At 66.7% G+C, this 24,581-nt stretch carries 28 protein-coding genes and 1 tRNA gene; 17 read left to right on the top strand and 12 right to left on the bottom strand.

Going from position 1 to position 24,581, the window contains the following annotated elements; all coding sequences use genetic code 11:
- Positions 1-22 precede the first annotated feature (22 nt).
- The 3 genes from BDW16_RS09835 (at position 23) to BDW16_RS09825 (ending at position 1,763) form a co-directional block, all read left to right on the top strand.
- Entirely contained in the window at positions 23-313 is a 291-nt protein-coding gene (locus BDW16_RS09835) for a 4a-hydroxytetrahydrobiopterin dehydratase (RefSeq protein WP_066581323.1), read from the top strand.
- Positions 314-402: 89 nt separating this feature from the next.
- Positions 403-1,179, top strand: a complete 777-nt coding sequence (locus BDW16_RS09830; protein WP_066581325.1) for an SDR family oxidoreductase — start codon at positions 403-405, stop codon at positions 1,177-1,179.
- Positions 1,180-1,187: 8 nt separating this feature from the next.
- Positions 1,188-1,763, top strand: coding sequence for a hypothetical protein (locus BDW16_RS09825; protein ID WP_066581326.1), 576 nt, complete (start codon positions 1,188-1,190; stop codon positions 1,761-1,763).
- On the opposite strand, the gene BDW16_RS09820 is transcribed toward BDW16_RS09825, so the two are convergent.
- From BDW16_RS09820 to BDW16_RS09810, 3 genes are all read right to left on the bottom strand, one after another.
- The gene (locus BDW16_RS09820) at positions 1,760-2,383 is read right to left on the bottom strand and encodes a class I SAM-dependent methyltransferase (protein ID WP_066581327.1); all 624 of its coding nucleotides are present in this window, start codon (positions 2,381-2,383) and stop codon (positions 1,760-1,762) included. The genes BDW16_RS09825 and BDW16_RS09820 overlap by 4 nt on opposite strands.
- A 20-nt stretch (positions 2,384-2,403) precedes the next feature.
- A complete protein-coding gene (locus tag BDW16_RS09815; protein WP_066581329.1) occupies positions 2,404-3,639 on the bottom strand; it encodes a BtaA family protein in 1,236 nt (411 codons plus the stop codon).
- 187 nt (positions 3,640-3,826) lie between these two features.
- A complete protein-coding gene (locus tag BDW16_RS09810; protein WP_198585786.1) occupies positions 3,827-4,297 on the bottom strand; it encodes a hypothetical protein in 471 nt (156 codons plus the stop codon).
- Between the two features lie 104 nt (positions 4,298-4,401).
- Here BDW16_RS09810 and rpiB point away from each other — a divergent pair, with 104 nt between their 5' ends.
- The 9 genes from rpiB to aguB all read left to right on the top strand — a co-directional run bounded on the left by rpiB (position 4,402) and on the right by aguB (position 13,009).
- Positions 4,402-4,839 carry a ribose 5-phosphate isomerase B gene (gene rpiB / locus BDW16_RS09805; RefSeq protein ID WP_066579100.1) on the top strand — a complete coding sequence of 146 codons (438 nt, stop codon included), beginning with the start codon at positions 4,402-4,404 and terminating at the stop codon, positions 4,837-4,839.
- A gap of 13 nt (positions 4,840-4,852) precedes the next feature.
- Positions 4,853-6,160, top strand: coding sequence for a serine hydroxymethyltransferase (gene glyA / locus BDW16_RS09800; protein WP_066579098.1), 1,308 nt, complete (start codon positions 4,853-4,855; stop codon positions 6,158-6,160).
- Between the two features lie 121 nt (positions 6,161-6,281).
- The gene (gene nrdR / locus BDW16_RS09795) at positions 6,282-6,770 is read left to right on the top strand and encodes a transcriptional regulator NrdR (RefSeq protein WP_066579140.1); all 489 of its coding nucleotides are present in this window, start codon (positions 6,282-6,284) and stop codon (positions 6,768-6,770) included.
- A complete protein-coding gene (locus BDW16_RS09790) occupies positions 6,767-7,507 on the top strand; it encodes an RNA methyltransferase (protein ID WP_066579096.1) in 741 nt (246 codons plus the stop codon). The genes nrdR and BDW16_RS09790 overlap by 4 nt, the downstream gene beginning before the upstream one ends.
- A 154-nt stretch (positions 7,508-7,661) precedes the next feature.
- Positions 7,662-8,276, top strand: coding sequence for a 30S ribosomal protein S4 (gene rpsD, locus BDW16_RS09785; RefSeq protein WP_066579094.1), 615 nt, complete (start codon positions 7,662-7,664; stop codon positions 8,274-8,276).
- A 127-nt stretch (positions 8,277-8,403) separates the two neighbouring features.
- A complete protein-coding gene (locus BDW16_RS09780) occupies positions 8,404-10,056 on the top strand; it encodes a M28 family metallopeptidase (RefSeq protein WP_066579093.1) in 1,653 nt (550 codons plus the stop codon).
- Between the two features lie 6 nt (positions 10,057-10,062).
- On the top strand, positions 10,063-11,028 hold the full coding sequence (locus tag BDW16_RS09775) for an agmatine deiminase family protein (RefSeq protein ID WP_066579087.1): 966 nt from the start codon (positions 10,063-10,065) through the stop codon (positions 11,026-11,028).
- A gap of 233 nt (positions 11,029-11,261) precedes the next feature.
- Positions 11,262-12,077 (top strand): hypothetical protein, encoded by an 816-nt coding sequence (locus BDW16_RS09770; RefSeq protein ID WP_125958777.1) that lies wholly within the window; start codon positions 11,262-11,264, stop codon positions 12,075-12,077.
- Between the two features lie 77 nt (positions 12,078-12,154).
- Complete coding sequence (gene aguB, locus BDW16_RS09765; RefSeq protein ID WP_066579082.1) at positions 12,155-13,009, top strand: N-carbamoylputrescine amidase; 855 nt, start codon at positions 12,155-12,157, stop codon at positions 13,007-13,009.
- A gap of 335 nt (positions 13,010-13,344) precedes the next feature.
- Here aguB and BDW16_RS09760 read toward each other — a convergent pair whose 3' ends face one another.
- Positions 13,345-14,001, bottom strand: coding sequence for a uracil-DNA glycosylase (locus tag BDW16_RS09760; RefSeq protein WP_066579137.1), 657 nt, complete (start codon positions 13,999-14,001; stop codon positions 13,345-13,347).
- 23 nt (positions 14,002-14,024) lie between these two features.
- Here BDW16_RS09760 and folK point away from each other — a divergent pair, with 23 nt between their 5' ends.
- Positions 14,025-14,492 carry a 2-amino-4-hydroxy-6-hydroxymethyldihydropteridine diphosphokinase gene (gene folK / locus BDW16_RS09755; RefSeq protein ID WP_066579079.1) on the top strand — a complete coding sequence of 156 codons (468 nt, stop codon included), beginning with the start codon at positions 14,025-14,027 and terminating at the stop codon, positions 14,490-14,492.
- Positions 14,493-14,666: 174 nt separating this feature from the next.
- A tRNA-Lys gene (locus BDW16_RS09750) sits at positions 14,667-14,742 on the top strand.
- A gap of 26 nt (positions 14,743-14,768) precedes the next feature.
- On the opposite strand, the gene BDW16_RS09745 is transcribed toward BDW16_RS09750, so the two are convergent.
- The 6 genes from BDW16_RS09745 to BDW16_RS09720 form a co-directional block, all read right to left on the bottom strand.
- Complete coding sequence (locus tag BDW16_RS09745) at positions 14,769-15,692, bottom strand: helix-turn-helix domain-containing protein (RefSeq protein WP_100362744.1); 924 nt, start codon at positions 15,690-15,692, stop codon at positions 14,769-14,771.
- Between the two features lie 132 nt (positions 15,693-15,824).
- Positions 15,825-16,730 carry a hypothetical protein gene (locus BDW16_RS09740; protein ID WP_125958778.1) on the bottom strand — a complete coding sequence of 302 codons (906 nt, stop codon included), beginning with the start codon at positions 16,728-16,730 and terminating at the stop codon, positions 15,825-15,827.
- Between the two features lie 37 nt (positions 16,731-16,767).
- Positions 16,768-18,285: an NAD(P)(+) transhydrogenase (Re/Si-specific) subunit beta gene (locus BDW16_RS09735; RefSeq protein ID WP_066579073.1), complete on the bottom strand. Its 1,518-nt coding sequence runs from the start codon at positions 18,283-18,285 to the stop codon at positions 16,768-16,770.
- A 4-nt stretch (positions 18,286-18,289) separates the two neighbouring features.
- On the bottom strand, positions 18,290-18,568 hold the full coding sequence (locus BDW16_RS09730) for an NAD(P) transhydrogenase subunit alpha part 2 (RefSeq protein ID WP_066579070.1): 279 nt from the start codon (positions 18,566-18,568) through the stop codon (positions 18,290-18,292).
- A 24-nt stretch (positions 18,569-18,592) separates the two neighbouring features.
- On the bottom strand, positions 18,593-19,714 hold the full coding sequence (locus BDW16_RS09725; protein WP_066579063.1) for an NAD(P) transhydrogenase subunit alpha: 1,122 nt from the start codon (positions 19,712-19,714) through the stop codon (positions 18,593-18,595).
- Position 19,715: 1 nt separating this feature from the next.
- Positions 19,716-19,904 carry an aa3-type cytochrome c oxidase subunit IV gene (locus BDW16_RS09720; protein WP_255265771.1) on the bottom strand — a complete coding sequence of 63 codons (189 nt, stop codon included), beginning with the start codon at positions 19,902-19,904 and terminating at the stop codon, positions 19,716-19,718.
- Between the two features lie 86 nt (positions 19,905-19,990).
- On the opposite strand from BDW16_RS09720, the gene BDW16_RS09715 reads away from it, so the two are divergent.
- Together BDW16_RS09715 and BDW16_RS09710 are read left to right on the top strand one after the other, a co-directional pair.
- A complete protein-coding gene (locus tag BDW16_RS09715; protein ID WP_066579060.1) occupies positions 19,991-21,421 on the top strand; it encodes a sigma-54-dependent transcriptional regulator in 1,431 nt (476 codons plus the stop codon).
- A 30-nt stretch (positions 21,422-21,451) separates the two neighbouring features.
- A complete protein-coding gene (locus BDW16_RS09710; RefSeq protein ID WP_066579057.1) occupies positions 21,452-22,207 on the top strand; it encodes an SDR family NAD(P)-dependent oxidoreductase in 756 nt (251 codons plus the stop codon).
- A gap of 11 nt (positions 22,208-22,218) precedes the next feature.
- On the opposite strand, the gene BDW16_RS09705 is transcribed toward BDW16_RS09710, so the two are convergent.
- Positions 22,219-22,770: a cytochrome b gene (locus BDW16_RS09705; RefSeq protein WP_066579053.1), complete on the bottom strand. Its 552-nt coding sequence runs from the start codon at positions 22,768-22,770 to the stop codon at positions 22,219-22,221.
- Between the two features lie 111 nt (positions 22,771-22,881).
- Here BDW16_RS09705 and BDW16_RS09700 point away from each other — a divergent pair, with 111 nt between their 5' ends.
- Positions 22,882-23,424, top strand: a complete 543-nt coding sequence (locus BDW16_RS09700) for a hypothetical protein (RefSeq protein WP_066579049.1) — start codon at positions 22,882-22,884, stop codon at positions 23,422-23,424.
- Between the two features lie 38 nt (positions 23,425-23,462).
- On the opposite strand, the gene folP is transcribed toward BDW16_RS09700, so the two are convergent.
- Positions 23,463-24,551: a dihydropteroate synthase gene (gene folP, locus BDW16_RS09695; protein ID WP_066579046.1), complete on the bottom strand. Its 1,089-nt coding sequence runs from the start codon at positions 24,549-24,551 to the stop codon at positions 23,463-23,465.
- Positions 24,552-24,581 lie beyond the last annotated feature (30 nt).

Here is a 24,581-nt window from a genome sequence, read left to right as displayed (position 1 = left end):
CACCCAACGAAGGAGTGGAAGAATGGTCGAGCAACTGAGCCAGGCGGAACGCGAAGAAGCGCTGGAGGGGCTGCCCGAATGGGATCATCAGGCGGAGCGCGACGCGATCACGCGCAGCTTCACCTTCGACGATTTCAGCCAGGCCTTCGCCTTCATGACCCAGGTCGCGCTGCTCGCTGAGAAGTCCGATCACCATCCCGAATGGTCGAATGTGTGGAACCGGGTCGATATCCTGCTCACCACGCACGACGCCGGCGGTCTGTCGGGCCGCGATATCGACATGGCGCAGGCGATCGACGCGCTGGTGGAGTAACGTCCGCTTGCAAAAGCGGGTTAGCTCTGCTCCCCTGTACCTGAAGCCGGTTTCGATGGATCGGTACGGCGAGTCTTAGGGGAGGGGTCATGCAGTCGATCTTCATCACCGGCGGTGGATCGGGCATCGGGCGGGCGGTTGCGGTCCTGTTCGCCTCGCGCGGCTGGCGTGTCGGCCTTGCCGATATCAACGACGCCGGCATGGCGGAAACGGCTCGGCTGCTCGGCGGCGCGCCGGTCACGGTCCACAAGCTCGACGTACGCGACCGTGCGGCCTGGGATGGGGCGCTCGCCGATTTCGTGGGCGAGAGCGGTGGCAGGCTCGACGTGCTGTTCAACAATGCCGGGGTCGGGGTCGGCGGCAATTTCGCCCAGACCACGGTCGAAGAGCTCGACCGCTGCGTCGACATCAATTTGATGGGTGTCGTCTATGGCGCGCATGCCGGCTATCGCTATTTGAAGGCCTCGGGCGGCTGCCTGCTCAACACCGCGTCGGCCGCCGGCATCTACGGCACGATGGGCGTCGCGATCTATTCGGCGACCAAGTTCGCGGTGCGCGGCTTCACCGAGGCGCTCGACGCCGAATGGCATGGCGAGGGCATCCGTGTCCGCGCGCTGCTGCCGAGCTTCATCGATACCGCGATCCTCGACGGCACGCCGGTAGGCAGCAACGAAACGATGCGCGATCGCGTGCGCGCGGCGCAGCTCGAATTCACCCCCGTCGAACAGGCGGCGCAGGCGGCGTGGGATGCCGTGCATGGCGACACGCTCCACACGCTGGTGGGCAAGACCGCGCGCCGCATGTGGTTCGCCGCGCGCTTCCTGCGCGGATCGATGCGCAAGCAGGCGCGCCGCGCGTCGAAGTGAGGAATGGGATGAAGGCTTTGCTCGCCCTTGCCGCGCTTGCGGCGCTGCCCGGCTTCGCGCCCAGGCCCGCGGCACCCGCCGACGCTTTCATGGCCCGGCTCGCGCCGCTGTGCGGCAAGGCATTCGCGGGGCGGGTCGTCACCAACGATCCCGCCGACGCCGCCTTCGCGAACAAGACGCTGGTGATGCACGTCGCTTCGTGTGAGCCGGGGCGGGTGCGCATCCCCTTTCATGTCGGCGAGGATCGCTCGCGCACCTGGGTCGTCAGCCGTACCGCCACCGGCGTCCGTCTCAAGCACGATCACCGCCATGAGGACGGCACTTCGGACAAGCTCACCCTGTACGGCGGTGACACGGCGGCGCCCGGCACCGCGGCTCGGCAGGAGTTCCCGGTCGACGCCGAATCGATCGCGCTGTTCCGGTCGCTGAATGCCGAGCGTTCGGTGACCAATGTCTGGGCGATGGAAGTCGATGGCACGCGTTTCGCTTATGAGCTGCGCCGCCCGGGCCGCCATTTCCGCGTCGAGTTCGACCTCGCAAAGCCCGTCGCGCCGCCCCCATTGCCCTGGGGCTGGCAGGGCTAGCCGCGCCGCAGGCTCCCGCTCCACGCATAGCCGCGCAGCAACGGCTCGAAGCCAAGCTCCAATCCGTTTGCCATCGCGGTGTGCCTGAGCGCGACCGGCAGCTCGCGCCGCGGGGTGACGTGGAAGCGTTCGAGCCAGGCGAACAGCGCCTGCCGCCACCATCCCGGCAGCTTCTCCTGCTGCCCGAAATCGACGACGCGCAGCGCCCCGCCGGCCGCCACCGCCTTGGCCGCCTGCTCGATCGCCGCGGTCCAGTCGGGGATCATCGACAGGGTGTAGCTCAGGAACACCCGGTCGAACCCGTCCAGGCCGAACAACGCCTTGGTATCGAACTTCGCCGCGTCGCCCTGCACCAGCATGATCCGGTCGGACAGTCCCGCGCTTGCCACCTTGGCCCGTGCGGTCGTCAGCATCGCCTCGGAAATGTCGAGGCCGTAGAAGCGGGCCTGCGGCCAGCGCCGCGCCGCCGCGATCAGGTTGCGCGCGGTGCCGCAGCCGACCTCCAGCACCGTGCCCCCGGGTGGCGGTGCCAGCTCGGCGATCAGCCGGTCGCGCCCGAGAAGGTAGTATTTGCGCGTCAGGTCGTAGATGTGCCGCTGCGCCGCATAGACGCCGTCCATCCGCGCAGCATGGCTCCCGCTCACGGCTTCAGGCGATAGAGGTGCACGCCGCCATAGATGGCCGAGCGGTCGCGCGCGGTGAAATCCAGCGACTCCGCCTCGGCATAGTCCCAGCGGTCCAGGATCGCGTCGGCGACGCGGCCGGGCAGCAGCGTCGGCGCCGCGGCGGTGCGGAACAGCACGCGCGCCTCGGGCTTGGCCGTCCGCGTGATCTCACCCCATAGCCGGTTGAGCTGTGCGTCGGTCATCCAGTCCTGCGCGTCGAGCAGGATATAGCGGTCGAGCGAACCCTCGGGCATCGATTCCAGATATTCGACGAAGTTCTGGTGCCGCACCTCGACGCGGTTTGCGCGCTCGCGGACGACCTCGTGATTCGCAGCGCGCAGATAGGGCGGCAGCGGCGCGTCGGCGCCTTCGCCATAGCCGCGCCCGAACGCCTGCCAGGCGAAGTAGTTGTCCGAAAGGTCGAAGTCGCAGGCGAGCTTCTCCAGCCGCCGCAACAGCACCGCCTTGATCCCGCGCGGATCGTCGGCGGCTAGCGCCTCGTACTGCGCGGGCGGGATGCCCAGGCCGAACAGCGAAGCGGGCTGCTCGATCAGCCAGCGCACGAACTTCTTGTCGAACACCGGCGCCAGCCGCCGTTCGAAGATTTCGCGCTGCTCCTCGGGGGTCTTCGCAGCGAGCAGCTCGCGCGGATCGATCCGATAGAGCTTGGCGAGCAGGTGCGCCGCGCCGATGAACCCGCCGAGCAGCCCGCGCTTGTAGAAGCCGCCGGCAAAGCCCTTGATCCGGCGGCGTCCGGCGAGGTCGCGGCCTTCCCAGTAACGCCGCGTGGTCTCGTCGAGATGCGGGGCGAGCGTCTCGCGATAGGCCGCGATATTCTCCGCCCGGTTGGCCTGGCCGAAGAAGCGGTGGAACGCGGCATGATCGGGCAGATGCTGCGCCGCCGCGACCTTGAGCTTGTTGAGCGCGATATGCGCGGTGTTGAGATCGACCGCGGTGATCTTCGCCGGATCGGCGGTCAGGTAGGACAGGACGTTGCACCCGCCGCTGGCGATTGTGACGAGATGGCAGTCGGGCGTGATCGCCAGCGCCTCCATATCGACTTCGGGGTCCTCCCAGATCTGGGCATAGACCAGGCCGCGAAACGCGAAGGTGAAGGCGCGTTCGAGCAACCCTTCCTTGCTCAGATGCTCGTGGCGGTGAACGGCGGTGCGCACCGCGCGGTTGCGCGGCTGGCTGGCAATCGAACCCATGGTCGTGGCTCCCGGGAATTTCCCGGCTCCTAGGTCGCCCGCATTTCAGTCGCGTGACGGCCGGCGTCACGTAACCGTCATGCTTCGCTGGGTTCGGCACCGGCCCGCTCCCCCACCCCGCCACCCATAGGATACTGGTGCTGGGGAGCGGGGGTGGGGGAGCGGGCCGGTGCCGCCTTTCATGCAATCAGTCCCGGCAGTATCCCTCGCCGACACCGACGGTCAGACAGTCCTTCTTGCCGTCGAGATACTTCAGGCCGGTCGCCGCGCCATCGGTCGCGCGGAGCACCTTGGCGCCGTCCGGCCGGGTGAAGGCGATACCCTCGTTGGTCGCGACCCCGGCAAAGGTCCCGGTCGCGCCCTCGTCGAGGCTGTAGGTGTTGATCAGGCGATAGCGGCCCGGCCCCGACGGATCCTTCTCGATCGTCAGCACCAGTCCCTCGACGCCCACCCATTTCCCCAGCCACGCGTCGCGGCTGGGCGCTTCCGCCGCCTTCTCCGCCTTTTCTGCTTCGGCCGTAACGTTCTCGGCGATCGCCTGCGCATTGGCGACGGCGTTCTCGACCAAGGCCGCCTGCGTCTCGTTGCTCATCTCGCCGCATGCCGAAAGCGCCGCCGCGCCCGCCAGCATCGTTCCAACCGCCCAAAGCCGCATCATGGCCTCCCCCAGGATAAGTTTCGCGCTTCTGGTGTAGCCTTTGCCGCGCCAAGCGCCTAGAGAGCCGGGCATCCGCTCATCTCAAGGAATGAACCGCTCTTCCAATGCGAATCGCCATCGCTTCGGATCACGCCGCCTGGGAACTCAAGTCCGCGCTCGCCGAATGGCTGCGCGGCGAAGGACACGAGGTGCTCGATCTGGGCACCGATGGCCCGGCGAGCGTCGATTACCCCGACTTCGGCCTTGCCCTGGGCAAGGCGATTGCGGAAAACCAGGCCGAGCGCGGCGTCGCGCTGTGCGGCAGCGGCATCGGCATCTCGATCGCGGTCAACCGCGTGCCGCAGGCGCGTTGCGCGCTGGTTTCGGAACCGCTCTCCGCCCGTCTCGCGCGCGAGCATAATGATGCGAACGTCATCGCCATGGGCGCCCGGCTGATCGGCCCCGAAATGGCCAAGGCCTGCATCACCGAATTCCTCGCCACCGGTTTCGGCGGCGATCGTCATCAGCGCCGGGTGGACAAGCTGACCAACCCGGCCCTCTGAAGGACCAGAGACCATGAGCACCAATCCGATTTCCGCCGTCCAGCCCGACGGGTTCTTCACCAATGATCTCGCCACCGCCGACCCCGCCGTATTCGCGGGCGTCCGTCACGAACTGGAGCGCGAGCGCTATCAGATCGAGCTGATCGCATCGGAGAACATCGTCTCCAAGGCCGTGCTCGAAGCGCAGGGCAGCGTCTTCACCAACAAATATGCCGAAGGCTATCCGGGCAAGCGCTATTATCAGGGCTGCCACCCGTCCGATGAAGTCGAGCAGCTGGCGATCGACCGGTCGCGCGAACTGTTCGGTTGCGACTTCGCCAACGTCCAGCCGCATTCGGGCGCGCAGGCCAATGGCGCGGTGATGCTCGCGCTCGCCAAGCCCGGCGATACGATCCTCGGCCTCAGCCTCGATTCGGGCGGCCACCTGACGCACGGCGCCAAGGCGGCGATGTCGGGCAAGTGGTTCAACGCGGTCCAGTATGGCGTGAAGCCCGACACCCATCTGATCGATTACGATCAGGTTGCGGAGCTCGCCCGCGCGAACAGCCCCCGCATCATCATCGCCGGCGGATCGGCCTATCCGCGCCACATCGATTTCGCGAAGTTCCGCGCGATCGCCGATGAAGTGGGCGCGATCTTCATGGTCGACATGGCGCATTTCGCGGGCCTCGTCGCCGGTGGCGTGCACCCGACCCCGTTCGGCCACGCACATGTCGTCACCACCACCACGCACAAGACGCTGCGCGGTCCGCGCGGCGGCGCGGTGTTCACCAATGACGAGGCGATCGCCAAGAAGATCAACTCGGCGGTGTTCCCCGGTCTTCAGGGTGGTCCGCTGATGCACGTCATCGCGGCCAAGGCGGTCGCGTTCGGCGAGGCGCTGCGTCCCGACTTCAAGAGCTATGCCGCTGCGATCGTCGAGAATGCCAAGGTGCTGGCCGCGACGCTTTCGGAGCGCGGCGCGGCCGTGGTCTCGGGCGGCACCGACACCCACCTCGCGCTGATCGACCTCACCCCGCTCGGCGTCACCGGCAAGGACGCCGACGAAGCGCTCGAGCGTGCGGCGATCACCTGCAACAAGAACGGCATCCCCAACGATCCGCTGCCCCCGGTCAAGACCAGCGGCATCCGCGTCGGTTCGCCCGCCGGCACCACCCGCGGCTTCGGCCCGGCCGAGTTCCGCGAGATCGGCAACATGGTCGCCGACGTGCTCGACGGGCTGCGCAAGAATGGCGAGGCTGGCGACGCGCAGGTCGAGGCGAACGTCCGCGAGCGCGTCCGTGCGCTGTGCGAACGCTTCCCGATCTACCCGGAGGCGTAAGCCTGATTTGATGCGCTGATGCGCATGCGGTGCCGGCCCACTCCCCCGCCCGGCCACCCAACGACATTATGATATGGGTGGCCGGGCGGGGGAGTGGGCCGGCACCGCCAAGGAACAAAGAATGCGCTGCCCGTTCTGCGGACATGAAGCCAGTCAGGTAAAGGACAGCCGCCCCACCGAGGATGGGGCGGCGATCCGCCGCCGGCGGCAGTGCGAGGCGTGCGCGGCGCGCTTCACCACCTTCGAGCGGATCCAGCTGCGCGAGCTGACCGTGCTCAAGTCGGAAGGGACCGGCGAGTCCCGGCGCGAGCCGTTCGAGCGCGACAAGCTGATCCGTTCGGTCTCGCTCGCTTGCCGCAAGCGGCCGATCGAAGCGGGGCAGATCGAAAAGCTCGTCTCGGGCATCCAGCGCCAGCTCGAAACGCTCGGCGATACCGACATCCCGTCCCAGCGCATCGGCGAGATGGTGATGGAAGGGCTGAAGGGTCTCGATTCGGTCGCCTATATCCGCTTCGCCAGCGTCTATCGCGATTTCCGCGAGGCGAAGGATTTCGAGGCGTTCGCAAGCAGCGTGACCGAGGTGGGCCACGAAAAGGCAAAGGGCGGATGAGCGGCTCCGCCCCCAACCCGGTCATCGTCCTCGTCCGCCCGCAACTTGGCGAGAATATCGGCAAGGCCGCACGCGCGATGCTCAATTTCGGGCTGACCGAGATGCGCCTCGTCACCCCGCGTGACGGCTGGCCCAACCCGTCGGCCGGTCCCGCGGCGAGCGGCGCGGACGTGGTGCTCGAACAGGCGCGCGTGTTCGGCAGCGTTGCCGACGCGGTCGCCGATTGCGAACATGTCTATGCCACCACGGTGCGCAAGCGCGGCGTGACCAAGCCGGTCGTGACCCCGGTCCAGGCCGCGGGCGAAATCCACGCTGCGCCGGGCCGCAGCGCGATCCTGTTCGGCCCGGAGCGTTCGGGGCTGGAGACCGAGGATGTCGCGCTCGCCCGTGCGATCCTGACCGTTCCGATCAACCCCGAGTTCGGCTCGCTCAATCTGGCGCAGGCGGTGATCCTCGTCGCCTACGAATGGTCGAAGGGGCGCGAGCTCGCCCAGCCGCCGCGCGTCGATCTCGATCCGCCCGCGCTGCAGGCAGAGCTGGAGGGGCTGATCGGTCATCTCGAGATGCTGCTCGAGGACAGCGGCTATTTCTATCCGCCCGATCGCGTGCCGACGACCAAGCTGACCTTGCGCAACCTGCTGACCAAGCCGGGCTGGACCGAACAGGAATTGCGCACCCTGCGCGGCGTGCTCTCGGCGCTGGAGGGCAAGAAGCGTGCACGGGCCGGCCAAACTTGACTCCGTGATCGGGTGCGGCTAGGCGCGCGCCTTCGCAATCGGCCCCGCACTCCGGTGAAGCGGCGGCCCTGCGTCTTGTACGCAGGCGATACCGGAATCGCGATCAGGCAGGAAACTGCCGGGTCAACGTCGTAGCAATTGTAAGGAAGTTCACATGTCGAAGCGCTCCAGCGCCAAGTACAAGCTCGATCGCCGGATGGGCGAGAACATCTGGGGTCGTCCCAAGTCGCCCGTCAACAAGCGCGAGTACGGCCCCGGCCAGCACGGTCAGCGCCGCAAGGGCAAGATGTCGGACTTCGGCATCCAGCTGCGCGCCAAGCAGAAGCTCAAGGGCTATTACGGCGACATCACCGAGAAGCAGTTCAAGCGCTCGTACGAAGACGCGTCGAAGATGAAGGGCGACACCGGCCAGAACCTGATCGGCCTGCTCGAAATGCGCCTCGACATGATCGTCTATCGCGCCAAGTTCGCGCCGACGATCTTCGCCGCGCGCCAGCTGGTCAACCACGGCCACGTCAAGGTCAATGGCGAGAAGTGCAACATCGGTTCGCGCCGCATCAAGCCGGGCGACACCGTCGAGCTGGGTGCCAAGGCGCAGGAAATGGCGCTGGTGATGGAGGCGCAGAGCCTCGCCGAGCGCGACATCCCCGATTACGTCGCTCCGGACGGCGCGTCGAAGGTCACCTTCACCCGCGTGCCGACCCTCGACGAGGTGCCGTATCCGGTGAAGATGGAACCGAACCTCGTCGTCGAATTCTATTCGCGCTAAGCTCCGGCTTCAGCCGAAACAGCAAAGGGCGGTCCCTCCGGGCCGCCCTTTTCGTTTGCGTCCCGCTTGCCCCGGCTGCCGCCCGCTGCCACAAGTCGCGCAATCATATTACCCGGAGACGGTGCCCATGCGTTTCGCCCTTCTTGCCCTGCTGGGCCTTGCCGCGTGCAGCGGCGGCCAGTCCGCTGCACCCGAGCCTGCGCTGCCCGCGATGCCGATGGAGACGATGAAGGAGGCGACCCGCGTCCTGTCTTCCGACGAATTCGAGGGCCGCGCGCCGGGCACCGCGGGCGAGAAGAAGACGCTCGACTACCTCGTCCAGCAATTCCAGAAGGCGGGACTCCAGCCCGGGAACAACGGCAGCTGGTTCCAGGACGTGCCGCTGGTCGCGATCACGGCGAAGAACGTCTCGCCGCTCAGCTTCACTGGCGGCGCCCAGCCGCTCAGTCTGAAATATGGCCCCGAATTCGTCGCAGGCACCTATCGCGTGACGCCCAAGGTCGCGGTCAAGGACAGCCCGGTCGTGTTCGTCGGCTACGGCATCAACGCGCCCGAAAAGGGCTGGAACGACTATGCCGGCATGGACGTGAAGGGGAAGACCGTCGTCATCCTCGTCAACGATCCCGATTGGCAGACGGCGGAGGCCAAGGGCGAGTTCAACGGCCGCGCGATGACCTATTACGGCCGCTGGACCTACAAGTTCGAGGAGGCCGCGCGTCAGGGCGCCGCCGCCGCGATCATCGTCCACCAGACCGAGCCGGCCGCCTATGGCTGGAACGTCGTCCAGTCGAGCTGGACGGGCGAGCAGCAGGTGGCCGACGCCGCCAACGGCCATGCCGATCAGTCGGCCGCGGTCGGCTGGATGCAGCTCGACAAGGCGAAGGCGCTGTTCGCATCGGGCGGACAGGATTTCGACACGCTCGCCGCGGCGGCGAAGGTCAAGGGCTTCAAGCCGGTCGCACTTGGCGACGTGAAGGCGTCGGTCAGCTTCGACAACGACCTCCGCAAGCACGCCTCGAAGAACGTCATCGGCATCCTCCCCGGCAAGACGCGCCCGCAGGAATATGTCCTCTACACCGCGCATTGGGACCATCTCGGCCGGTGCGAGGCGGCGCCGGACGGCGACGACATCTGCAACGGCGCGATCGACAATGCCACCGGCACTGCGGCGCTGGTCGCGCTCGCCGAGGCCAATGTGAAGGCCGGCGCGCCCGACCGCAGCCTCGTCTTCCTCGCCGTCACCGCCGAGGAATCGGGCCTGCTCGGCTCCAAATATTATGGCGACAACCCGGTCTTCCCGCTCGCGAAGACCGTGGGCGGCGTCAACATGGACGCGCTCAACCTGACTCCGCCGGCCAGGAACGTCGTCGTCGTCGGGAAGGGCAAGTCGCAGCTCGACGCCTATCTCGATCGCGCGCTGGCGACGCAGGGGCGCACCGCCAGCAACGAGCCGACGCCGGAGAAGGGCTTCTACTACCGCTCCGACCACTTCATGCTCGCCAAGCACGGCGTGCCGATGCTCTATTTCGATGCGGGCGACGATCTGGTCGAGGGCGGCACGGCGGCGGGCAAGGCCGCGGCGCAGGACTATGAGAAGAACCGCTACCACGGCCCCAAGGACGAGTTCGATCCGAACTGGAACTGGGCGGGTGTCGAGAAGGATCTCCAGCTTTATTACGCCGTCGGCCGCGCGCTCGCCTCGACCACCGACTGGCCCAACTGGAACGAGGGCGACGAATTCCGCGCCGCCCGCGACAAGTCACGCCAGGGAGCGAAGTAAGCGTATATGAAGGCGACGCCGCCGCCCGAATGGGCCAAGCACAAGGCCGTATGGATCGGTTTCCCCAGCCATCCCGAGCTGTGGGAATCGCTGAACGCCGCCCGGGCCGAGGTCGCCGCCTTTGCCCGCGCGGTCCATGCCGACGGTGCCGGCGAGCAGGTGCTGCTCGTCGCCGCGGACGAGGAAGCGGCGACGGCCGCGCGCCTGCTCGCGGGCGATGCAGCCAAGGTGGTCGTCGCGCCCTTCGGCGACATCTGGCTGCGCGACACTGGCGTGATCGTCGATAATCGGGGCGTCGGCCATGATTTCGAGTTCAACGGGTGGGGCGGCAAATATCATTACGAGGGCGATGTCGAGGTCGGCGCGCTGCTCGCCGACAAGCGCCGCATGGAGGTGCAGCCGCACGACTGGGTGCTCGAAGGCGGTTCGATCGACTGGGACGGCACCGGCCTCGTCGTCACCACCGAACAATGCCTGCTCAACCGCAACCGCAACCCCACCCTCTCGCAGCGCGAGGCGGAGGAGCGGCTGTACACCGATCTCGGCTTCGATCGGGTGCTGTGGCTCGGCAACGGCCTGGCGATGGATCACACCGACGGCCATGTCGACAACCTCGCCCGCTTCGTCGGCGAGAACCGGCTGGCGATCCCCGTGCCGGAAGAGAACGACCCCAACTGGCTGGTCTATGCCGACGCCAGGCGCCGTGCCGAGGCGTTCGGGGTCGAGGTCGTCCCGATCCCCTCACCCGGCCGCGTCATCCATGGCGATGAGGTGGTGCCGGCGAGTTACATGAACTTCTACATCGGCAACGCCGCGGTGGTGATCCCGGTCTATGGCCAGCCCAATGACCGCAAGGCGGTGGAAACGATCGGCGCGCTATTCCCCGGCCGCGAGGCAGTGGGCCTGCGCGCGGACCATATCCTGACGGGTGGCGGGAGCTTCCACTGCATCAGTCAGCAGATTCCGAAGTAACCCGCGCGCCTCCCACTTAAGCCCCTCCCGCTTGCGGGAGGGCTGGGAAGGGTCTTCTTCTTCATTCGCCACGTCAGCCCGGCCTTGAGCCGGGCCAAGGCTTCTTCTTCTTCGCGCTACGGGAGAGAAGAACAGCCCCGTCTCGGGTCGAGTTCGTAAGTCCGCTAGCTTCCACTTATTCGAAACCAATTCTCGATAGTCGGCGGAACCGGTCAGGGAGCGGCTAGACCGAGATGGTGAAGGCAAAAAAACAGTTTCGACTCTACGGGCTATCGATGGTGGGCATCGCATCGCTTGTAGCGGCATGCGATGAGAGCAGTAACGGCGCACGTCGATCAGGAAGCGCTCCTTCCGCACAAATCACCGGCTGTCCTGCCGCGGATCGAGCAGCAGTTAAGCAGGTCCAAGACCGCGCGGTCCGAATTCTCGACTTCGATGGCACAAAGATGTTCGTTCCGGCCCACTGGCTAAGGGGCTATGTCGACGACGGACGAAGCGAGTCAGACGGCGTTTTTCGAGCGATCGTTTCGGATGCCATCGACCCTCCCATCAACAGCAATGACTGTCCGGGGGTAGTTCATCGGTTCAAAGTTGGTGAGCGCGCATCCCGCTTTGGCGCAGTGGCATTCTCGATCAGTGGACCCTTGCCCCTTTCGCGAGCCGACAAGAAAGCGCATGACGGCAACGTCATCCAGATATTCGTGCGCGCGCGCACACGAGAGGCGACCGCACCACTTTGGCCGGACGAGGATGTAAGCATTGGGCCAGAAGGCTCTTGGGTAAAGTTTCGCCGGTATCAAATCTACAAGTATAACGGGGCGGCGGCAAAGCCGACCGGCGCGTGTACGGCGCAGTTCGACAATGTGGATAATGTTTGGCTGATATTCCGCTGGATAAAGCCCACGATCGGGATCGGCTTCGTTGTCCAAAGTGGCGCGAAAGAGCCTTTGTCCGATTGGCGCGAACTCTGCGGCATGGCGGATCGGTTCTACGAATGGGTCACGTTCGATCCAAAGCACCGGCAAGCTTCCTTCACGTTCGATTTCTGACTTCGCAATTTCGGCATGGTTTGTTGCCACCCCTCAAACCCCGTGCACTCCCGCCCGACTCCCCCTAAATACCCCACATGACCCAGATCACCGTCGCCGCGCTCCAGCTCGCCTTCTCAAACGACGTCGAGCAAAACATCGCCAACGTCACCGACCTCGTCCGCGAGGCGGCGAGCAAGGGCGCGCAGGTCGTCCTGCCCCCCGAACTCTTCGAAGGCGAATATTTCTGCCGGGTCGAGGATGAGGCGCTGTTCGCGACCGCCAGACCGCTCGCCAGCCACCCCGCGGTCACCGCGATGCAGGCGCTCGCGGCCGAGCTGCAAATCCACATCCCGACCAGCTTCTTCGAGGCGGACGGGCCGCATTTCTACAACAGCCTCGCGATGATCGGCCCCGACGGCAAGGTCGCGGGCGTCTATCGCAAGAGCCACATTCCCGATGGCCCCGGCTATGAAGAGAAATATTATTTCCGCCCCGGCAATACCGGGTTCAAGGTGTGGGACGGCCCCGCCGACGACGCGGCGCTCGGTGTCGGCATCTGCTGGGACCAATGGTATCCCGAAACCGCGCGCACGATGATGCTGATGGGCGCGCAATTGCTGTTCTACCCCACCGCGATCGGGTCGGAACCCTATGACGCCGATCTCGACACCAGCCGCATGTGGCGCCGCGCGATGATCGGCCATGCCGTGTCCAATGTCGTCCCCGTCATCGCGTCGAACCGCATCGGCACCGAGGGCGACCAGCGCTTCTACGGCCACAGCTTCATCTGCGACGAATGGGGCGACATCCTCGCAGAATTCGGCGCGGAGGAAACCGGCGTCCTCACCGCGACGCTCGACCTCGACCGCGCCCGCAAGCACCGCGCCGGCATGGGCTTCTTCCGCGACCGCAGGCCGGAGCTGTACCGGCGCATGGTCGAGGATATCTGACCTGCATTCCCTCTCGGCCGTACCGGCCATTGCAAAGTTGGAAGCGATTTGCTCCATCCTGATGGATGGAACGGACTTGTCTCTCAGCGGCGCGTGGCTCCAGGTGGCGTGGCCGTCGCGTCCGCGTCGCTCGGGTGTCGCGCAGCGGTAGCGTCAACGCACAGAACCGTCGCTTCGGTGTCTTGTGGATGGCGCGTCGGTGTCGCGATGCCGTCGCGCCGATGTCGTCCAGCTGTCGCGTCGGTGTCGCGTCGCAGTCGTGTCGCGGGCGCTTCCCGGTCGCGCTCGCTGAAAAAGCCTTCCGTTTCGTGAGCTTTGGTAACCGGCGCTGCGTTTCAGGCGGCTGCCCGCAGCGCCAGCGCCCTCGCGAACACCGCCTCGAACATCTCCGCCGTCAGCCGCCCGGTATTCTGGTTGTAGCGCGAGCAGTGATAGCTATCGATCAGCACGCGCCCGTCGGGCATTCGATGCTCGGCCAGATGCGCGAAGCGGCATTTGGGCAGTTTTCCGCCCAGGATCTTGACCGCGCTCTGGTGCGCGATCTGGCCGAGCGCGATGAAGATGCGTGCGGGGATCGCATTGGCCTGAGCGTCGGCAAAGGGGCGGCAGGTGCGCGCCTCCTCGGGCGTCGGTTTGTTCTCGGGCGGCAGGCATTTGACCGAGTTGATGATGATCGCGCCCTTGAGCTGAAGCCCGTCATCGGACCGCGAGTCATATTTCCCCTCGGTGAAGCCGAATTTGGCCAGTGTCGCGAACATCATGTCGCCCGCGAAATCGCCGGTGAACGGCCGGCCGGTGCGGTTGGCGCCCTGTTTGCCCGGCGCCAGGCCAATGATGCCAAGCCATGCCTGGGGATCGCCGAATGCGGGCACCGGCGCATTCCACCAGTCGGGATGCTCGGCCCGCAGGTCGTCGCGCAGCGCCACCAGCCGGGGACAGCGCGGGCAATCGCGCGGCGGCTCGGTTTCGGGAAGCGGGCTTGGCGGAACCATCTGCCAGCGATAGGCCGTGCGGCGTGACCAGCTCAACCCCTGCGCATCTCTATGTCATCGCCCTCGGCTCCAACCGCCGCGGCCGTCATGGCGCGCCCGAGGCGGAGCTGCGCGCGGCGCTCGCCGTGATCGGCGGGGTCGTTCGAGCGTCCCCGATCATCGCCACCGCTCCGCTCGGTCCGTCGCGACGCCGTTTCGCCAATGCCGCGGCGCTGATCGAGAGCGACGAGATGCCGCCCGAATTGCTGGTTCGCCTCAAGGCGATCGAGCGCGTCTTCGGCCGCAGGCGCGGGCGCCGATGGGACAGCCGAGTGATCGATCTCGACATCATCCTCTGGTCGGGCGGCGCCTGGGCCAGTCCCGGCTTGACTGTCCCGCACCCGCAGTTCCGCCGCCGGGATTTCGTGCTGCGGCCGCTCAACGCGATCGTTCCTGGCTGGCGCGACCCCGTTACGGGCCGTACGATCCGTCAACTCGCGGCGCAGACATAGGGAGCGCGCGATGCCGGCGGATTCCTGACCGGCATGAAGGCGGCAAGCGGGTCCGCGAGCCGCGCTTCTGCGAAATCAAGGGGACCATCGACAAGGGTGAGGAGCATGTCGCACGACGCTGTGCCGGTTGACCGAAGCGGATCGCGCCCTTAGGTGCACCCCACCCTCAAGTGCGGGCTCGTAGCTCAGTTGGTAGAGCAACGGACTTTTAATCTGTAGGTCTCGGGTTCGAGCCCCGACGAGCCCACCACTTGAGGCGTTCCCAATCCCGTCAGCTCAGGCCGGCACCAGCCCGGCGCGCGCCGCGGCGCCGAAATAGCCGCGCATCGCCGCTGCGGCGCGATCGGTCAGCGTGATATGCGCGCGGCGCTTGTCGGTGGGGTCGGCCTCGCGACCGAACAGATCGGCATCGTGCATCGTCCCGATCCAGCGCAGCGCCGTAGTCGGCGGCACCGCTGCGGCGATGCACAGGCTGGAGACCGATACGCGCCGCCCTTCCAGCCGCGCCGCATAGAGATCGAGCAGCATGTCCCAGGCGGGATCGGCAAACAGCTCCGACGCGAAATGCTGGTCGCGCAGGCGGCGTGCCCGAATCGCGGCACGCACGCTGCGCGGATCGGGATCGGGTTCCGTCACCGGCTCGGCACGATAGCCGGGGGTGCGATCCCGGACCCCGCCGGATGGTTCGGCGGTGAGCTGGCTCAGCACCTCCGCCAGCCGGGCGACCTCCTCGTTGAGCAGGCGCAGCCGCTCGGCCTCGCGCTCCCGAGTCGCGTCGTGGAGCCGCGTCGAACCGCCCGGCAGCGCGCCGGCCAGCGCCGAAACCACCTCGGCCGGGCTCGCGTCGCAGAGCAGGATCGCATCCGCCGCGAGCATCGGTCCGGCGACCACGTCGATCGATGCCGTGTCGAACAGCGCGACCGTCCGGCAGTCGCGCTGCATCATCATCCCGGCGATCCCGGCTGCGCTGTCCGCCGCGTCCTCGATCGAAAGCCCGCCTGCATCGAACATCAGCAGGTCGAGGTTGACCTGGTCTGCGAGCCGCGCCGCCGCCTGGCCGGGCGCCACCGTGCCGAGCAGGCGTATGCCGGCCGCTTCGACCAGCTGCTGCAGCGCTGCCACCCGCTCGGGCAGGGCGACGATCAGCGCGCCGCCGCCCAGTGCGGGCGAATAAAGGACAGGGGCGACCGTCTCGCGCATCAAAACCTCCGCTTTGCATTGCATTGCGGATGTTTCACCGGTTCGTGCCGCAGAGGTAAGCATAAATGCCTCCGTTCCCAATCCGTTTCGGATGAACTATCTCCGGAACGGATCAAGAACGCAAGCGGTAAGTCAGCCGAACACCTCTTCGGCATCGTTGAACTCGTCGGCGACCAGTAATCGGGCAGCGGTCGCTGCGCTGCCGCCGCTCAGCGCGATCCAGATTGCCGCCACCGCGCTGCCGCCGATCGACTGGAGAATCATCATCATGTTGAAGCTGCCGAGAGTCGCTGCGCGCTGCTCAAGGATGCGGACTCTGGTCCCGTCATCGGACGGGTCGCTCACCGCGGCGAGCACCTCGGCAAAATGGCTACCCGCCGAGATCATGTTGATCGCGATCGATGCCACGAAACCGATCACGGCCACTACGAGCGCAGCAGCGAACAGCTTCCAGAAATGTCCGCGGCTCAAACGCCACGCCTCCCCGATCGCGAACGCGCCGCGATGGAGGGTGAGGGGGAAGGCAAGCGAGAAGCGCACGACGAAGAATAGGACGATGACGAACACGGCGAGGACGACGAGGACCGACATGATTCCGGTGAACATCGCCGATTCGATGCTCGCGGCGATGCCACCGATGAACAGCGCCATCACCGTACTCGCGAGACCGAACAGCACGCTGCCGCCGATGATGAACAGCATGAGCAGGCCCAGCATGCGCAGTTCGTCCAGGCCCAGGCGAAGAAAGGCGATGCCGCCGGCGTCCGGCCGCAGCACCGATCGCATCGACGCGGTGTAGAGTACGACACCGACGATCCCCATCAGGAAGCCCAGCAGCCACACCGGCCCCATGGCCGACATCATCTGCGCCGGATCGGCCTGGGCGCCGGGGGCGAGCGCGCCTTGCATTATCGGCTGCATCACCAGCAGCAGGGCAAGGTTGCCGGCGAGGTAGATCCCGCCCCAGATCGTGACAGCGGTGAAATGCTCGCGGAAGACGCCGAACGCGCCCTCCAATATTCGTCCTACACTGATCATCGCCCCGGCCCCCCAAATGGCTGGCCGGGGCGCACGATCAGTCGAGAGACTTCACGATCTCTTCGACCATCTTCTTGGCGTCGGCCAGCAACATCATCGTGTTGTCCTGATAGAAGACGTCGTTGTCCACCCCGGCGTAGCCGACGCCGCCCATGCTGCGCTTGATGAACAGCACGGTCTTGGCCTTGTTCACGTCGAACACGGGCATGCCGTAGATCGGCGAGGACTTGTCGGTCTTGGCCGCGGGGTTCACCACGTCGTTGGCGCCGATGATGAAGGCGACGTCGGTCTGGCTGAACTCGGAGTTGATGTCCTCCAGCTCGAACACCTCGTCATAGGGGACGTTGGCCTCGGCCAGCAGAACGTTCATATGCCCGGGCATGCGCCCCGCGACCGGGTGGATCGCGTATTTCACGCGGACGCCATGTTCCTTGAGCTTGTCGGCCATCTCGCGCAGCACGTGCTGTGCCTGCGCCACCGCCATGCCGTAGCCGGGAACGATGATGACCTGTTCGGCCTGGCTCATCAGGAACGCCGCGTCTTCGGCGCTGCCGCGCTTCCACGGCCGGTCGGTCGCCGCCGCGGCCGCGCCGCCGCCGCTGTCGCCGCCAAAGCCGCCCGCAATCACGCTGATGAAGCTGCGGTTCATCGCGCGGCACATGATGTAGGACAGGATCGCGCCCGAGCTGCCGACCAGCGCGCCGGTGATGATCATCGCGGTGTTGCCGAGCGTGAAGCCCATCGCCGCCGCCGCCCAGCCCGAATAGCTGTTCAGCATCGACACCACGACCGGCATGTCCGCGCCACCGATCGGGATGATCAGCAGGAAGCCGATGACGAAGGACAGGACCAGCACGGTCCAGAACACCCAGTCGGGCGCGCGCAGCTCGACCGTCAGGAACGCAATCAGGCCGAGGATCGCGGCCAGCGTGCCAAGGTTGATGACGTGCCGTCCCGGCAACATGATCGGCGCGCCGCCCATGTTTCCGTTGAGCTTGAGGAAGGCGATGACCGATCCGGAAAAAGTGATCGCACCGATCGCGACGCCAAGGCCCAGCTCGATCCGGCTGACCGGCAGGATCAGCCCGGCGTCGGGCGACCCAGCGGGGAAGACGATGCCGAATGCTTCCGGGTTGAGATAGGCGGCGACGCCGACGAGCACCGCGGCAAGGCCGACGAGCGAGTGGAAGCCCGCCACCAGCTGCGGCATGTCGGTCATCTTGATCTTGCGCGCCATCACGATGCCAACGACGGCACCTACGGCGATTGCGATCAGAATCTCGCCAGCCGATGCGAAATCAGTCGCAAAAATTTCCGTGCAGAACGTATCCATGCCAGCCTGCGGCTGGATGTTGTCGCAGCTGCCGGTCGATTTGAGCGGCAGGTGCGTGACAAGCGTCGTCACCACTGCGATCAGCATCCCCGCCATGCCGAAACGGTTGCCGCGACGGCTGGTCGCGGGCGACGACAGGCCGCGCAATGCGACGATGAAACAGACGCCTGCGACCAGATAGGCGAGCGCGACCCAGGGGTTGAGCGGAACGGCCTCATGCATCGGCTCAGCCCTTCTTCTTGTACATGGCGAGCATCCGCTCGGTCACGGCGAACCCGCCGAAGATGTTCACGCTGGCCAGCGCGACGGCGATCAGACCCAGCCATTTCGCGGTCGGGCTGCCTGCCGCAGCGGACGCGATCAGCGCGCCGACGATGATGACCGAGGAGATCGCGTTGGTGACCGCCATCAGCGGTGTGTGCAGCGCCGGGGTCACCGACCACACGACATAATAGCCGACGAAACACGCCAGCACGAAGATCGACAGGATCGAGATGAAGTCCATGTCAGCGCCCCCTTGCGCAAATAATCAGGCGAGCAGACGCTCGTTCACTACCTTACCGTCCTTGGTCAGCCGGATCGCATCGCCGATCTCTTCGTCGAGCACCGGTTTGCCCGCTTCCTTGTCCCAGAAGGCGGAGAGGAAATTGTAGAGGTTGCGCGCGAACAGCGCCGAGGCGTCCGAGGCGAGGCGCGAGGGCACGTTCCTGTGCCCGACGATCTTCACGCCGTGCTTCTCGACCACCTCGCCAGCGACCGCGCCCTCGACATTGCCGCCGCTCTCGACCGCGAGGTCGACGATGACCGAACCCGGCCGCATCGATGCGATCTGCGCGTCGCTGATCAGGCGCGGGGCCGGGCGCCCCGGGATCAGCGCGGTGGTGATGACGATGTCCTGCTTGGCGATGTGCGAGGAGACGAGCTCGGCCTGCGCCGCCTTGTACTCGTCGCTCATCTCGGTGGCGTAGCCGCCCGAGCCTTCGCCCTCGATCCCGGCGACGCTCTCGACGAAGATCGGCTTGGCGCCGAGCGAGAGGATCTGCTCCTTGGTCGCCGAGCGCACGTCGGTTGCCGAGACTTGCGCGCCCAGGCGCCGCGCGGTGGCGATTGCCTGGAGGCCGGCGACGCCGACGCCCATCACGAACACCTTTGCGGCCGAAACCGTGCCCGCCGCGGTCATCATCATCGGGAAGGCGCGGCCATATTCGGCGGCAGCGTCGAGCACAGCCTTGTAGCCCGACAGGTTCGACTGCGAGGACAGGATGTCCATCGACTGCGCACGCGTGATGCGCGGCATGAACTCCATTGCCAGCGCCTCGATGCCCAGCGCGGCATAGGCGTCGACTCGAGCGCGCTCGCCGAACGGGTTGAGTCCCGCTGCCAACCAGGCGCCGGGCTTGATGCCGGCGAGGCTCGCCGGGTCTGGTCCCTGCACGCCGAGCACAATGTCGGCATCCGCGAGCACATCGGCGCGCGACCCGAGTTTGGCGCCGACGGCGGCAAAGGCGTTGTCATCAAGGAAAGCGGTGTCACCCGCCCCGCGTTCGACGACTACTTCAGCGCCGAGCGAGACGAACTTCTTGACCGTTTCCGGCGTCGCGGAGACGCGCCGCTCACCGGCGGCGGTCTCCTTGAGGACGGCGATCTTCACTTCAGGAAGCGATCAGCCAGACGACGAATGCGGCGATGATCACGGTGACGATGGTGCCGATCTTCATCATCCGCATGAACCCACCATAGGTGTTTTCATGTGCCTTCATGTCGGCGCTGTGTGCCATGCGTAGCTTCCCCTCTGACGCGTTGTTGGCAGCTTCATTAGACGGCGTATCCCCGCCCCTCAAGTCCCGCGCGCTTGGGCAGCCTTAAGCCGGTCTTTACCCAACCCGATTATCCCGAGTGACCGATTTAGGGACAACAGGGACAGAAGATGACGCGCAACAGCCAGCGCCTCCTGATGCTGATCGACGACGAACCGGCCCAGCGGCGGCTGGTGACGGCGATCGCCGCGCGCCGCGGCTGGCGTACCGTGTGCGCGAGCGACGGCGAGACTGCGCTCGCGACGCTGGGTACGCCCGACGGCATGGCATTGGATGCGATCGTGCTCGATCACTGGGCGCCCGATTTCGACGCGGCGGGGCTGATCGCCGAATTGCGCGCCAACCGGCCGATGCTTCCGATCCTGCTGCTCACCGCCAATGGCTCGGTCGCAGCTGCAGTCAGTGCGATGCGTGCGGGCGCGACCGATTTCCTGGTCAAGCCGCTCGCGCCCGAACGGCTGCTCGCCGCGCTCGACACCGCGGTCGGCGCCAAGGTTTCGGGGGAGCTGCGCCCGCTGACCGAGAAGATGGGCGTGAACCTCGCGTTCGACGAGATCGTCGGCTCGGCGCCGCAATTCCGTGCGGCCCTCGCCATCGCGGCCAAGGCGGCGCGCGCGCGGGTGCCGGTGCTGATCGAGGGCGAGAGCGGCGTCGGCAAGGAAGTGGTGGCCGAGGCGATTCACGCCGCCTCTCCGCGCCATGCCAAGCCGGTGGTGCGCGTGAATTGCGGTGCGATCCCGGCGAATCTTGTCGAATCCGAACTGTTCGGCCACGAAAAGGGCGCGTTCACGGGCGCCTTCGAACGCAAAATCGGCCGCTTCCAGGAAGCCGATGGCGGCACCATCCTGCTCGACGAGATCGGCGAGATGCCGCTGGAGGCGCAGGTCAAGTTGCTGCGCGTGCTGCAATCCGGCGAAGTGCACCCGATCGGCGCGCGGCACGTCAGCGAGGTGGATGTCCGGGTGATCGCGGCGACCAACAAGACGCTGCTGACCGAGGTCGAGGAAGGCCGCTTCCGCGAGGATCTCTACTATCGCCTCAACGTGGTGCAGGTGACGATCCCGCCGCTGCGCGAGCGGGCAGGCGACATCGCGCCGCTCGCCCGCCATCTGCTCGCGCGGATCGCCGAACAGCCGGGTCTGCGCCCGCTCGGCATCACCGACGACGCGATCTCGCTGCTCGCCGGCTATGACTGGCCTGGCAATGTCCGCCAACTTCAGAACGCGCTGTTCCGCGCCGCGGTGCTGTGCGACGGCGACGCGCTGACCCGAGCCGATTTTCCGCAGATCGCCCAGCTTTCGGAAGGCCGGCCGGCGGCGGGCGGGATGGCGCATGGCGGCGCGGCATCGGGAGCCGGGATCACATTGTTCCGGGCCGACGGCAATCTGCGCGCGCTCGACGAGATCGAGGCGGATGTGATCCGGCTCGCCATCGGCCATTATCGTGGGCGGATGACCGAGGTGGCGCGCCGCCTCGGCATCGGCCGCTCGACGCTCTATCGCAAGCTCGGTGAACTCGGGATCGACCAGAACGCGGCCTGACTCGCGCGATACGAACGGCTAAGGTCAGGCATGGCTTCGTTCAAGGGAAAGACCGCGCTGATCACCGGTGCGGCATCGGGCATTGGCCGCGCGACTGCCGAACATCTGGCGTCGCAGGGCGCGAAACGCCTGATCCTGGTCGATCGGGATGGCGACTCGCTGGAGCGGCTGGTGCTTCCCCCGTGCGAGACCAGTCTATGTTTCGGTGATGTGCGCGACGAGGCGCTATGGGATGCGGTCGAAGCCGAGCTGGGACAACTCGACCATGCCGTGATCAATGCCGGCGTCGCCGGTGCCTCGGCCATCGCCGATCACGATTTCGATCAGTGGCGCTATATCCTTTCGGTCAATCTCGACGGCGCGTTCCTGACACTGCGGGCAGCGATGCGAGCAATGAAGGGACGCGGCGGGAGTATCGTCCTGACGGCGTCAGCGGCCGGCGTGAAGGCCGAACCCGGCGTTGCCGCCTATGGCTGCGCAAAGGCGGCGCTGATTCATCTTGCCAAGGTCGCGGCCAAGGAGGGCGCGGCGGATGGGATCCGGGTCAACGCAATCGCGCCCGCCGGCGTCGAGACCCCGGTCTGGGACGCGGTGCCGATGTTCGCGCAGCGCGCGGCGGAGATCGGCCACGATGCCGCCTTCGCCGAGATGGCGCGGATCGCCACCCCGCTCGGCCGATATGCCAAGGCCGACGAGGTTGCCGCGCAAATCGCCTTCCTGCTCGGCGAGCACAGCGCGCTGACCACGGGTACGGTCTTGCTCAGCGATGGCGGCTATACGCTGTAGCCGCCGCACGCTCAGATCTCGTCGTCCATATGGCTTTGCCGCAGGCTCGGAAGCATGCGGTGGAACACCACATCCTCGTCGAAGAACTGGTGCTTCAGCGCGCCGCAGACGTGGATGAAGATCAGCAGCACGAGGACGTAGACGGCCATCTCGTGGATCGCTGCCAGATTCGCGCGCAGTTCGGGCGATTTGGCGACCGGAAGATCGAACCACTGGATGCCGCCGAACACCTCGCCCGTGCCGCCGCCCGCCGACATCGTCGCCCAGCCGAGCAGGGGCACGGCCAGCATCATCAGATAGAAGGCGAGATACACACCGCGCGCCAAGGCGCGTTCCCAGCCCGGTACGCTATCGGGAAAGCGCGGCCACGGATGGACGAGACGCCAGCCGATCCACACGATGGTGAGCAACAGCACGGCGATGTTGATCGACTTGTACCATGAGAACAGGTCACGATCGTTGGGCATCGTGATGGCGATCACGAGGTTGACGACCACGAGTGCGGCCACAGTCCAGTGGATCAGGATCGATACGTTCGAATAACGGTCATAGGCTTCGCGCATGGCTCCTCTCCTGACGACCTGTCGTCGTCAATCGCACGAAACGATGGATTGTTCCGGCGGCGGCACGCCATATCTGGCGAAACCCCGGCGGCTTCCCATATAGTGCCGACGATGCTTCGATTCCTGCTCGTGGTCGCCGCACTGGCGGCATTGGCCTTCATCGCCGTCACGCTGTTCGCGGTTGGCGCGGCAGGGCTTGCCCTGTTCTTCGGCGCGCGCAAGCTGCACCAGCGTCTGGCCGGCGCCAAGCTCAAGCGGATGAAGCAGGTGCGGCCCGCCGATCCGCTCGAAGCGGCATGGGCCGCGGCTGCCGGCGAGGCGGACTGGGCGGTTAGCCGGATCGCCGCGGCACGCACCAGCTGTGCGCGGCTGATTGCGATCGCCGACGCCGAGCCGCTCGCTGCCGATGCCGTGGACTGGGCCAATGTCGTGCGCCGCCGCGTGCCTGATCTGGTCGCGGCCTGCCTCAACGAAAGCCGCGATGCGACCGGCACCGAGCGCCGCCGCAACCTCGAGGATCTGGTCGAGAGTCTGGAGAAGATCGGCGCCGAGGCGGATCGCCGCCGTGACCGGTTCCGCGAGGCGCGCGTCAGCCCGTTCGCGGTGCAGCGCACCTATGTCGAGCAGCGTACCCGGCCCGACCCGCTGGGCTGATTTTTCAGCTTCCTGAAGCGGCGCCGCCGACCGGGTATCTAACGCCCTACCAGCGCTGCGTCGCGCATCCCGCGCCACACGCGCAATGCCTGAACCGTTTCCGGCACGTCATGGACGCGCAGCAGCTGTACGCCAAGCTCGGCGCCTTTGAGCGCCAGCGCCAGCGAGCCGCCGAGCCGCTGGTCGGCGGGCGCTTCGTTGGAGAGGGCGCCGATGATCCGCTTGCGGCTGGCACCCAGCAACAACGGCACGCCGAGCCCGTGGAACAGCGCGAGGCCGTTGAGCAGCGCAAGATTGTGCGACAGCGTCTTGCCGAAGCCGATGCCCGGATCGGCGATGATCCGCGCCCGATCGACGCCCGCCGCGACCACCGCGTCGATCCGCCTTTCCAGCCAGTCATAGACCTCGATCAGCGGGTCGCCATAGCCGTGCCCACCGTCCGCCCCCTGCTTCGGGTCGCCGGCATGCATCAGCACAACCGGGCATTGCGCGCGCACGACGATATCGAGCGCGCGGTCGTCCCACAGCAACGCCGACACATCGTTGACGATATGCGCGCCGGCGGCGAGCGCGGCTTCCATCACCCCGGCCTTGCGCGTGTCCGCCGAGACCAGCGTGCCGCTGCGTGCGAGCCGTTCGATCACCGGGACGACGCGCTTGATCTCGTCGCCCTCCCACACCTCCTTCGCGCCCGGCCGGGTGGATTCGCCGCCGACGTCGATCAGCGTCGCGCCCTCGGCGGCCATACCCACGCCGGCGGCCGCGGCGGCTTCGGGATCGTCGCTGTGCTTGCCGCCGTCCGAGAAGCTGTCAGGGGTCAGATTGAGGATGCCCATGACCTGGGGCTGGTCGAAACGCAGCACGCGCTCGCCGAGCGTGAGCGGCACGCGCGGCGCGGTGATGCGCGCGGCGAGCGCGTGGAGTCCTTCGTCATCGGGCAGGTCGGCGATCGGGATCGTGCGCTGGAGGATGCGCCGTCCGTTCTCGACCGCGATCAGCTCCCAGGCCGAGAACCAGACGAGCCCGCCTGCGAGCCGCGCGACCTCGCCATCGCGCTCGATCGGCGAATCGGCGAACTGGACGGGCCGGAGATAGAGGCGGGCGTTGCGAGGGAGGTCGAGGGTCACGGTTTCTCCGTCACCCCGGCCTCCGTGCCG

This window comes from Sphingomonas koreensis, assembly GCF_002797435.1.
GTDB classification, from domain to species: Bacteria; Pseudomonadota; Alphaproteobacteria; order Sphingomonadales; family Sphingomonadaceae; genus Sphingomonas; species Sphingomonas koreensis.
This window is presented reverse-complemented; position numbering and strand designations above follow the sequence as displayed.